At 47.8% G+C, this 10,558-nt stretch carries 7 protein-coding genes and 3 tRNA genes; 9 read left to right on the forward strand and 1 reads right to left on the reverse strand.

All coding sequences use genetic code 11. The features are described from left to right. The first annotated feature begins 925 nt into the window (after positions 1-925). A complete protein-coding gene (locus V6936_RS15235) occupies positions 926-1,984 on the forward strand; it encodes a metallophosphoesterase (protein WP_039943144.1) in 1,059 nt (352 codons plus the stop codon). 1,167 nt (positions 1,985-3,151) lie between these two features. On the opposite strand, the gene V6936_RS15240 is transcribed toward V6936_RS15235, so the two are convergent. Further along, positions 3,152-4,321 (reverse strand): methionine aminotransferase, encoded by a 1,170-nt coding sequence (locus V6936_RS15240; protein ID WP_003800812.1) that lies wholly within the window; start codon positions 4,319-4,321, stop codon positions 3,152-3,154. Between the two features lie 826 nt (positions 4,322-5,147). Here V6936_RS15240 and mnmG point away from each other — a divergent pair. The 8 genes from mnmG to V6936_RS15280 form a co-directional block, all read left to right on the forward strand. After that, positions 5,148-7,064 (forward strand): tRNA uridine-5-carboxymethylaminomethyl(34) synthesis enzyme MnmG, encoded by a 1,917-nt coding sequence (gene mnmG / locus V6936_RS15245; RefSeq protein WP_059318441.1) that lies wholly within the window; start codon positions 5,148-5,150, stop codon positions 7,062-7,064. Continuing rightward, positions 7,061-7,732 (forward strand): 16S rRNA (guanine(527)-N(7))-methyltransferase RsmG, encoded by a 672-nt coding sequence (gene rsmG / locus V6936_RS15250; protein ID WP_003800816.1) that lies wholly within the window; start codon positions 7,061-7,063, stop codon positions 7,730-7,732. Before mnmG ends, rsmG begins: the two co-directional genes overlap by 4 nt. A 2-nt stretch (positions 7,733-7,734) precedes the next feature. Continuing rightward, positions 7,735-8,550: a ParA family protein gene (locus V6936_RS15255; protein ID WP_003800818.1), complete on the forward strand. Its 816-nt coding sequence runs from the start codon at positions 7,735-7,737 to the stop codon at positions 8,548-8,550. A gap of 29 nt (positions 8,551-8,579) precedes the next feature. After that, positions 8,580-9,518, forward strand: coding sequence for a ParB/RepB/Spo0J family partition protein (locus V6936_RS15260; protein WP_059318442.1), 939 nt, complete (start codon positions 8,580-8,582; stop codon positions 9,516-9,518). Between the two features lie 528 nt (positions 9,519-10,046). Next, positions 10,047-10,133, forward strand: a tRNA-Tyr gene (locus tag V6936_RS15265). Positions 10,134-10,189: 56 nt separating this feature from the next. Further along, positions 10,190-10,263: transfer RNA gene (locus V6936_RS15270), tRNA-Gly, on the forward strand. A gap of 38 nt (positions 10,264-10,301) precedes the next feature. Continuing rightward, positions 10,302-10,376: transfer RNA gene (locus V6936_RS15275), tRNA-Thr, on the forward strand. A 43-nt stretch (positions 10,377-10,419) separates the two neighbouring features. After that, a partial coding sequence (locus tag V6936_RS15280) for a GTP-binding protein (RefSeq protein WP_336580056.1) occupies positions 10,420-10,558 on the forward strand: 139 nt, incomplete at its 3' end.

Raw genomic sequence — 10,558 nt, forward strand, 5'->3', positions numbered from 1 at the left:
GGGTCGGCAAGTAGTTTCCTGCGCAAAACCCAGCCTTCCAACATTTTTATTTGTACTTCAGAATTTTTGCTAATGAGAACAGGTGCTCTCATTAAAAATTTGAAATTTTGAAATTTTGAAAATTAAAAAATAAAAATTCGTTTTCTATAAAAAAATAGAAAACATGAAGACATCTATAAAAATCCTTCTTATTGATTAGCAAGAACATTCACTTTCATAACACGGAAAATAAGATTCTTTACCAAAAAGAAGTCGATTAATAAAAATAAAGCTGAAGAAAAATAACAAAAGACGATACGGGTTCAATAAAAAAAGACCGCACAAGAACTTCGGTTTGATTAACAAAACAACGATCTTGTCTTGAACAAAACCAATAACAATCGTGATGTATGAACTTATCCACAGAATGGGATTAAAAAGTAATCCACAATCTTATTAACAAATTCGATTAAACCAAAAATGAAAATATCGTTTCCGACAAAATGGTCGGTTAATAAGAAAGTGAATAGTTTGTGGATATTATAAAGGCTTAATCAGTCCCAGAACATGATGCTGTTGATGGGGGGGGGCTCGTTCACCCCGGCACTTCTCGCCAGGGTGGATTCTGCTTAGAAAACCGGTCGAGGACTGAACAAAAAAGCTATATTTAAGGCTGGGACAGGCGTCCGGCCCCTGTGGATAAGCTCCAAGAGGGGCTGCTGTGGACGCGCTGTGGATGAAAGGGGGATAAGTCGCCTGTTTTTCCAGACCCCAAATGTTGTCCAGTTTCGCTCCACCGTCTTCCTCGGGATGGTGCACAGGTAAAAACAGTCGCTAAGTGGATGAAATTAAAGATAAATTTTAGGCTATGCCACTTATCCACAGACACCCATTATCCATTACCAGTTATATATATAGTTATTGTTAAATAAAGAAGCTTTCACCCATGCCCAACTTTCTTGTACAAGCTTTACCTACTGGTTCCTTAGACATCATTGGTGATGTACATGGAGAGTTCCAGGCCCTACTGCAACTGATCGAAAATTTAGGTTATGAGCCTGATGGCTCTCATCCTGAAAACCGTCATTTAATATTCGTTGGAGATTATTGTGACAGAGGGCCAGATAGCCCAGCCGTAATTGATTACCTTAAGTCATTGATTACAAATAAAAAAGCAAAAGGAATTTTAGGTAATCATGAGATCAACCTGCTGATTGATGATGCAAAAGATGGTTCTGGATGGTTTTTTGAAGAACGGTACCGATCAGACTTAAGAAATTACTCTCCATTCAAACGGGTAAAACCTGAAAATAGAGACAAAATTAAAGAATTTCTACGTACATTACCCATTGTTTTGGAGAGAGATGATCTTAGAATCGTGCATGCAGCGTGGAGTAATCCAGCAATTGATACGCTTAGAGCCGTAAAAAGTGACGATTTTCTTGATTATTTCTTTGAATGCGAACATAAAGCGGATAATTATGCAGAAAAAAAAGGAATTCTAGATAAATATCTGCGTGCAAAACAGGACTGGAAAGAAAAAATTGAAGATCCACACGTTTTGATGCCCTTATTGCAGTCCTATATTGACTACGATTTGCTCAAAAATGAGTTCAACCCAATCCGTTTGCTGACCTCCGGAACCGAAGGCCCTGCTAAACAAGCTTTTTTTGCAGGAAATCGATGGCGTTTTTCGGATCGTACCGCCTGGTGGGACAGCTACCTGGACGACGTTCCTGTGGTTTTTGGCCATTACTGGCGTCAGCTATTTCCTCAGCCAGTTGCGAAAATGTCTAAATATTCCTTATTATTCAAAGACATAGATCCTTTTTCATGGCACGGAGCGAAGAAAAATACGTTTTGCATCGATTACTCCGTAGGGGCACGCTGGCGCGATCGGCATAAAGCCCAGGCGCCTGAAGACTCCGCTTTTCATCTGGCAGCGTTGCGCTGGCCTGAAAAAATCATCATGACCGACACCGGTTTTACTTACCCCACGCGATAAATAAGGCTTTCCGTGCGCTGTTACAATTTTCTTTTCTGTGGATAAGCTCTAGGAAGGTGATTGTGCACAGTGTGTGGATACATAAGGCATAAGTAGGTACTTCTTCGCGCTCTCTAAAAGTTGTTCCTAAACCATCCACTGACAAGCGTCAGATCTATCCCCGTTAAAAAACAGGCTAAGTGCTTGTTTTACCACTCTTAAAAGCACTTGTTCGACTTATCAACAGGCTTCCATCCAATCATCTTAATAAAAAATTTAAGTGCTTGTTATATAAGATAAGTTCAGCGGTACCCTGACCAGGCTCTTACCCTTTGCAAGTCAAAAGTTCTCGACTAAGATGCAGTCCATGAACAAAAATCACGATCTCGCTCAAGACTGGCTTATGCATGTTTTGCATACAGAAAACTGAGCCAACAGAGCTGAAAAATATTTTTCAAGCCTGTTGAGGATCGGCTTTGTTGTTGCCTTCTGAGGCTTTACTGCAGTATGAGAAAAGCTCAAGGAAAGGGTGTTGGCAGCAAAAAGACCTGTTCTACCGATAAAAATTGTTTAGCCAAGTATTTGCTTTGGCTTAGGGAGTTGTTGTGCCTGGAGCTTGTACTAGGTCAATCGTGTTTAGACTTTTGACTTATCCACAATTTGTGGGTAAAGCGTCAGTGGCGGTTTGTCACTTGTCACCTGTGTTCGCTTGAGGTCAGTAGGCTGTTTTTTTACACAGTTACGTAGTTGTGAATGTGCTTTCAATATCGAAATAAGTCATTGTTTTATATCTATATTTTTCTTTTTTGTGTTTATTGCTCCGGTTTCATTCGTAAAGCTTGGACTCAACACGAGAAAGCGACTGTATAGCTTAATTTGCTTTTTTCTCGGTGAAAGAAAGGCCATAACTGGAGAAAAAATCAGGTTTACCCCCAAAGTTATCAACAGGGGGCTCGTTTGAAGGCTGAGAGGGCTGTTTTACGTTTCTTTATGCATGTGCCACAAAGCGGTGGTTTTGTGTTGCGCACACGAGGTTTTGTGCTTCAAGTGGGGATGCATGTTTCACAAGGCCTGAGCCGCTCCTCTGCATTTGAAGAGATGAGATTTACTGATGTGTACTTGTCCACAAAAATGGGATAAAAAAAACCGCCTGGCGGCGGTTGGTGGTACGGAATAGTTAACGGAGTGCTAGACCTTCTTTAATCGTTCGATTGCTTGGTCCAGGGTGCTGGGCTGTTTGGCAAAGCAAAAGCGCAGCAAACGATGATTAGCCTGTTCGGAGTGTGGATTCAGGTAAAAGGCAGAGACCGGTATTGCGCCTACACCATAGTGTTGGTTCAAGTATTTGGCAAAATCCAACTCAGGTAGATCTGAAATATTGTCATAGCTGGCCAACAGAAAAAACGTACCTTCGCTGGGCATGGGTTTGAAACGGGTGTGCTGTAAGCCTTGGTGTAAATGGTCGCGTTTTTCCTGGTAGAAAGAGGGCAGGCTCTCCCAGGTAGCAGGTTCTTGCATATAAGTCGCTAGACCCGCCTGTAAAGGGCTGGGAACGGTAAAAACTGTGTATTGATGGATTTTTCTAATCTCTGCACTTAGTTTGGCTGGGGCGCAGCAATAGCCAACCTTCCAGCCTGTGGCATGGAAGGTCTTGCCAAAGGAAGAGACGATCACTGCTCGTTCGGCCAGAGAGGGACGGGTCGCCAAGCTTAAATGTTCTCTCTGATCAAAGGTCAGGTGCTCATAAACCTCATCAGACAAAATAATCAAAGGATGCTTTTCTACAATCTGCTCCAGAGCATCCAGATCCTCTGCTCGCAAAATAGTGCAAGTGGGATTGTGTGGAAAGTTGATCACCAACATGCGTGTCTTACTGCTGATTGCAGATTCGACGCGATCCCAATCTACCCGGTAGTAAGGTACAGCTTCACTTGGTGGTGTCATGGGGACGGCGACAGGAATCCCTCCCGCTAGTTCAATGGCAGGGATATAGAGATCGTAGAACGGCTCGATCACAATGACTTCGTCGCCAGGGTGTACAAAAGCCTGGAAACTGGCCATCAATGCTTCGGTGGCACCGCTGGTAACGGTAATCTCTGTCTCTACGTCATAGCGACGGCCATAGCGTGATTGCGTCTTGCTGGCGATAGCGTTGCGTAAAGGCAGGTAACCTGCCATTGCCGGGTATTGGTTAAGACCATCGAGCATGGCCTGGTGGACGGCCTCAATAAGCGCGGGATCAGGATTGAAATCTGGAAAACCTTGTCCCAGATTGATAGCCTTATGTTCCAGAGCCAGCTGACTCATGGTGGTGAAGATAGTGGTGCCCACAGAGGGGAGCTTGGAGGTAATCTGCATGGGTCTACTGATATAAATAATAAGAATGCACCCGCCCTTTAAATTTTCTGGAAAAAGTGGGGTGGCGACGTATCAGACGAATTCCTGAGGAAAATACCACAGATTTCGTATGGTTCCGTTGATCGTGGAACGGCTTGGCTGAGCTGTTTTTACACATGAATATAGCGGGTGCCTATATAGGCCCTGCTTTTCGCTTCTTCACGTTTTTACTGCCTCTTGCAAAGTCCTAGATAACGCTCCTTTTTTCTTGGGATTTTTTCAGCATCGCCGTGCCCCACGGATATGACAAGGAGAATAAATCTGTGTACCCGCTTTGTCTGTTTCCCTTTTTGCTTGCTCATAGGACGTTTCACAGTGAGCTGTTGGAGCGGGAGAAAGGGAGTAGCGGTAGTGCCGTTTCGTTCAACAATTGCCGAGATTTTATGGTTGTTTCACGTTGGAAGCACTTAGGAAGACATCAGGCGATATTTCATCTTAGGGTTCTGTTATCCACAATTTTGCCACCTGACAGTCAAGCTTCTATACCCATGAGCTGGAGTAGCTGCTCAGATAGCTACTTTTAAGAGATTTAAGAGTGACAAGCCCGCCTTTTATGGCTTCGCTCCATAGCGTCATCCCCTCGAGGATTGGCTTTGGAGCGTTGCTCCGCGTCTCTTGGTCAAGTCCGACTTGAAAAAACGGCCTCTTTCTCCACAAAGTTATCCACAGTGGTATTTACGCAAAAAAGTGTGTTCCACGTGGAACAGATCCAGATTCCATGTGTTTCACGTGGAACATACCTCGCTGGTAATCGTATAATTGATTTTTATTTTTTAGCTGTTCTGACATGATTTATCCCGAAGAGTTTGACGTTATTGTCATAGGCGGCGGACATGCTGGTACCGAAGCGGCTTTAGCGGCAGCTCGAACCGGCGTGTCTACCTTATTGCTAACCCATAATATGGATACCTTGGGACAGATGTCCTGCAATCCTTCCATCGGCGGGATTGGTAAGGGCCATTTGGTTAAGGAAGTAGATGCATTGGGCGGGGCAATGGCTTTGGCTACCGACCGCGCAGGTATTCAATTTCGCACCCTGAATAGCTCCAAAGGCCCAGCGGTGCGTGCTACTCGTGCACAGGCAGATCGTTCCCTGTACCGCAAGGCTATTCGAGAGGTTCTGCAGAATCAACCCAATTTGATGGTGTTCCAACAGTCGGTCGAGGACCTGATTGTGGAAGGTGATCGGGTGGTCGGTGCCGTGACCAAGATTGGCTTGGAGTTCAAGGCCAAGTCCGTGGTTCTGACGGCAGGTACTTTTTTGAATGGTCTGGTCCATGTGGGCCTGAATAACTATTCTGCCGGTCGGGCAGGGGACCCCCCTTCCATCAGCCTGGCGCATCGCTTGCGGGAACTGCAACTGCCCCAAGGGCGATTGAAGACAGGAACCCCTCCGCGTATTGATGCCAATACCATCGATTTTTCCCGTCTGGAAGTTCAGCCCGGCGATAGTGATCCCATTCCTGTGTTCTCTTATATGGGGGATGTTTCCATGCATCCCCAACAGATGCCGTGCTGGATTACGCATACCAACGAGCGTACTCACGACATTATTCGCTCGGGTCTGGATCGTTCGCCTATGTATAGCGACCAGGGAACGATTGAGGGAATTGGTCCACGCTACTGTCCATCGATCGAAGACAAAATTCATCGCTTTGCGGACAAAAGCAGTCATCAAGTATTTCTGGAGCCCGAAGGGCTGAGCACCACCGAGATTTATCCAAATGGTGTTTCAACTAGCTTGCCATTTGATATTCAGTTAGCTATGGTGCGCAGTCTGCCTGGCTTGGAGAATGCCCGCATCATGCGCCCAGGCTACGCGATTGAGTACGATTATTTCGACCCTCGATCCCTATATCCCACGCTGGAGACCAAGCAGATTCGTGGCTTGTTCTTTGCCGGTCAGATCAATGGCACGACAGGTTACGAGGAAGCCGCCGCTCAGGGCTTGTTGGCGGGGGTGAACGCGGCCCGTTTAGCCCAGGATAAAGAGCAATGGTACCCTCGTCGTAATGAGGCTTATCTTGGCGTCTTGGTTGACGACCTGATCACTCGCGGTGTCACTGAGCCTTACCGCATGTTCACTTCACGTGCTGAATACCGGTTGAGCTTACGGGAAGATAATGCCGACCAGCGGCTGACCGAAATTGGTCGTGAACTGGGCCTGGTGGATGATGCTCGGTGGGACCATTTCAACCGCAAGCGTGACGCTGTCGCACGTGAAATTGAGCGTTTGAAGGGAACTTGGGTGAACCCTCGCAGTCTGCCTTCTGAGCAAGCCCAAGCACTGTTAGGTAAAAATATCGAACGGGAATATTCCTTTTTTGATTTGCTCAAGCGGCCTGAAGTGGACTATGGGAAGTTGATGGCCGTACTGAACGACCAAGGACTACCCATAGCAGGACCAGGCTTAGAAGATCCAGTTCATATTGAACAGGTGGAGATTCAGGTTAAGTACGCCGGCTATGTAGCGCGCCAGCAGGATGAGGTGACGCGACAGGCAGCCCTGGAAGAGCAGGGTATTCCAGAGGATCTGGATTATGACGATATCAAAGGCTTGTCGATCGAAGTTCGCCAACGGTTGAAGGCGGCCAAGCCATTGACGATTGGACAGGCCGGACGGGTTCAAGGTGTGACTCCCGCCGCGGTTTCATTATTGTTGGTACACCTGAAACGCAAGCAGAAAAGCAAGCAATCGGCATGAGTGATATGTATTCAAAACGTCTGAATCAGGCCCTGGTAGATCTGGGGCTTGATCAGGACCCCGTACTGGTGCGCAAGCTGCTCGACTACATCAAGCAATTGCAGCGCTGGAACCGTACCTATAATCTGACCGCCTTGCGTGACCCAGATCAAATGCTGGTGCAACATATTTTTGATAGCCTGTCGATTGTTCGACCGTTTCAGAATTATCTGGCCAGTAAAAATCTTCCGACTCAGGAAGCGGTTCGGATTGTAGATGTGGGATCGGGGGCAGGCTTGCCAGGGGTAGTTTTGGCTGCCTCATGTTCCACGTGGAACATTACCTGCATTGATGCGGTCGAGAAAAAAATGGCATTTGTCCAGCAAATGGTTGGGGCATTGGGTTTGCCCAATTTATCAGCCATGCATGTACGGGTAGAGCAGCAGGAACCTTTGCAAGCAGATATCGTAGTTTCCCGAGCTTTTTCTTCGCTGCTTGATTTTGTGAATTTGGCAGGTAGGCATGTTCGTCCAGGTGGGCGCATTGCGGCTATGAAGGGTAAAGAACCCGATCTGGAGATAGCTGCCTTGCAATCCGAAAGCAACTGGCAGGTCGAACGAATTGAATCATTAACCGTACCGGAGCTAGAGGCACAGCGTTGTCTAGTGTGGTTGGTGCAGCAAGGATAATCATGAGTAAAAACGACGTAAAAACTCCCCGTGCCTATGTGTTTTGTATTGCAAACCAGAAAGGTGGGGTAGGCAAGACAACCACAGCCATTAACTTGGCCGCTGCACTTGCTGCCTTGAAGAAAAAAGTTTTATTGATCGACCTGGACCCCCAAGGCAATGCCACCATGGGCAGCGGCATTGATAAAAACAGCCTATCGGGTAATTTGTATCAAGTGCTGATTGGCGATGAAAGCATTGCTAATGTAAAGATACATTCAGAAACAGGTGGTTACGATGTCCTGCCTTCCAACAGGGAGCTCTCGGGGGCTGAAATTGACCTGATTCAGATGCAAGAGCGTGAGCAACAGCTCAAACAAGCGCTGGCACAGGTCCTAGACGATTATGATTTTGTGTTGATTGACTGCCCGCCTACCTTGTCGCTGCTGACACTGAATGGTCTGGCCAGCGCGCACGGCGTGATTATCCCCATGCAGTGCGAGTACTTTGCATTGGAAGGGCTGTCGGACCTGGTCAATACAGTCAAGCGGGTCTATCGCAATATCAACCCGGATTTGCAGTTGATTGGTTTGCTGCGAGTGATGTTTGATGGGCGTGTTACCTTGCAGCAGCAGGTGTCCAACCAGATCGAGACACACTTTGGCGATAAGGTGTTCAAGACAGTAGTGCCACGTAATGTGCGTTTGGCGGAAGCGCCAAGTCACGGCATGCCAGGTATTGTTTATGACAAGAATTCCCGGGGCGCCAAGGCCTATATGGATTTTGGCAAAGAGCTGATCAAACGCTTGAAAAAAGAATCCCGCAGCGACAAGGCATAAGGCACATAAGAATCAATAGGAATGTAAGCATGGCTACACGAAAACCCAAAGGTCTAGGTCGAGGCTTGGATGCCTTGCTCGGCGCAGACGCAGGCGCTATCGCAAGCATAGGAAAGAAAGGCGAAGCGGCAGTGAGCGATGGCCCGCCTTCCACGTTGCCGGTCAAGCTGCTCAAGGCCGGGGTGTATCAGCCACGTACCCGCATGGACGAAGGCGCCCTGAATGAGCTGGCCGAATCCATTCGCGCACAAGGCGTGATGCAACCTATTTTGGTGCGTCCTTTATCCGGTAAGGACAAAGGCAAGTACGAGATCATCGCCGGTGAACGCCGTTTTCGGGCCTCCCAGATTGCGGGCTTGGAAGAAGTGCCGGTCCTGGTTCGGGAAGTGGGCGATGAAAACGCCGCTATCATGGCCCTGATCGAGAACATTCAGCGTGAAGACCTTAATCCGCTTGAAGAAGCACAAGGTGTGAAGCGTCTGCTGGATGAGTTCGGGTTGACCCATGAGCAGGCCGCCCAGGCCATTGGTCGATCGCGTTCGACGACCAGCAATCTGTTGCGCCTGATCAACCTGGCCGAACCTGTTCAGATCATGTTGCTGGCAGGGGATATTGACATGGGCCATGCTCGTGCCTTGCTGGCGGTGGATGCGGCACGACAGATCATGCTGGCCAATGAAGTGATCGCTCGACGACTGTCGGTGCGTGAAACCGAGAAGCTGGTCGCGCGCGCCTTGCATGAGGATGATGAGCCGGCCAGCAAGCAGGCGAACAACAAAGCAAGTCGCAGTGGCGATGTTCAGCGGTTTGAAAAGGTGTTGTCGGACCACCTGGGCACAAAAGTGACCCTGAAGGTGGGGGCCAAGGATAAGGGTCAACTGCAAATCGCTTTTCATGGCTGGGAGCATTTGAATGCCTTGCTGGAAAAGCAGGGCTTGTCGTCCTTGTTGGATCAGACTGACGATTAAGTCTGGCCCGGGCAATGTCGCCATATTTAAAAGCCGACCGCAGGTCGGCTTTTTCTTTGTCTTGTATGTCGTTTGCTCCTGTCTTGCAGGATTAATGGCAGCACGCTTTTGTCGGAAAGGGCTATTCAAGGACGATGAGGCTGGAAGGGCCGTGGAACTGCTGACAGACCAGGTGACTTATCCAATGCCCGAGGCAACTGCTTGCAGAGCGCAGACAGCGCTGAATCCAAAAGCTTGGGCGCAGCGGTAGTTGGAACTAAAAATCTAAAAACAGGCTACAGTATCTTTTGCTTACAAAAAAAGAGTAAAAATACGAAGAAAATGCGGTGTTTACCCGGATTTCACACCGATTTCCCTTTTTCCAATACGCTCGAAATGAGCCGAAAAGTCACCCTGAAAACGGAGCAAAACCAGAGGAAAAGGGACTTGAATCGCCATTTTTTAAAAAAATTCCGTGAATTATTCAGTTTTCTTGTCAAAAGACTTGACGACATCCTAAAACATGTCCATAATTCGATTTTCGCTTCGGGTGGGATGTCCGAGTGGTTAAAGGAGGCAGACTGTAAATCTGTTGGCCCTGCGCCTACGTTGGTTCGAATCCAACTCCCACCACCAGCACTTTTCTAAAGTTAGCCAGCAAGGCAACTTTAGGAGAGGGTGAAGAAAAGTCTGCGGGTGTAGCTCAATGGTAGAGCAGAAGCCTTCCAAGCTTAAGACGAGGGTTCGATCCCCTTCACCCGCTCCAGGTTTAAAATCTTTAGCCACGCTCGGCTGAAGTTGAATGCCCATGTGGCTCAGTGGTAGAGCACTCCCTTGGTAAGGGAGAGGTCACGCGTTCGATCCGCGTCATGGGCACCACATCTCTCTTCTCTCTATCGTTCTATCCCTTCAGGAGTCTGCCATGGCTAAAGGCAAGTTTGAACGGACTAAACCGCACGTCAACGTCGGTACTATCGGTCACGTTGACCACGGTAAAACCACTCTGACCGCTGCAATCTGCACGGTTCTGTCCAAGGCATACGGCGGCGAAGCACGCGATT

It is taken from the genome of Alcaligenes sp. CHO6 (genome assembly GCF_037120595.1).
Taxonomy (GTDB): Bacteria; Pseudomonadota; Gammaproteobacteria; order Burkholderiales; family Burkholderiaceae_B; genus Alcaligenes; species Alcaligenes ammonioxydans.

What these genes read in the sequence shown, in the direction of transcription:
- V6936_RS15235 (WP_039943144.1), top strand. Translation starts at nt 926, where the DNA reads ATGCCCAACTTTCTTGTACAAGCTTTACCTACTGGTTCCTTAGACATC.
- V6936_RS15240 (WP_003800812.1), bottom strand. Translation starts at nt 4,321, where the DNA reads ATGCAGATTACCTCCAAGCTCCCCTCTGTGGGCACCACTATCTTCACC.
- mnmG (WP_059318441.1), top strand. Translation starts at nt 5,148, where the DNA reads ATGATTTATCCCGAAGAGTTTGACGTTATTGTCATAGGCGGCGGACAT.
- rsmG (WP_003800816.1), top strand. Translation starts at nt 7,061, where the DNA reads ATGAGTGATATGTATTCAAAACGTCTGAATCAGGCCCTGGTAGATCTG.
- V6936_RS15255 (WP_003800818.1), top strand. Translation starts at nt 7,735, where the DNA reads ATGAGTAAAAACGACGTAAAAACTCCCCGTGCCTATGTGTTTTGTATT.
- V6936_RS15260 (WP_059318442.1), top strand. Translation starts at nt 8,580, where the DNA reads ATGGCTACACGAAAACCCAAAGGTCTAGGTCGAGGCTTGGATGCCTTG.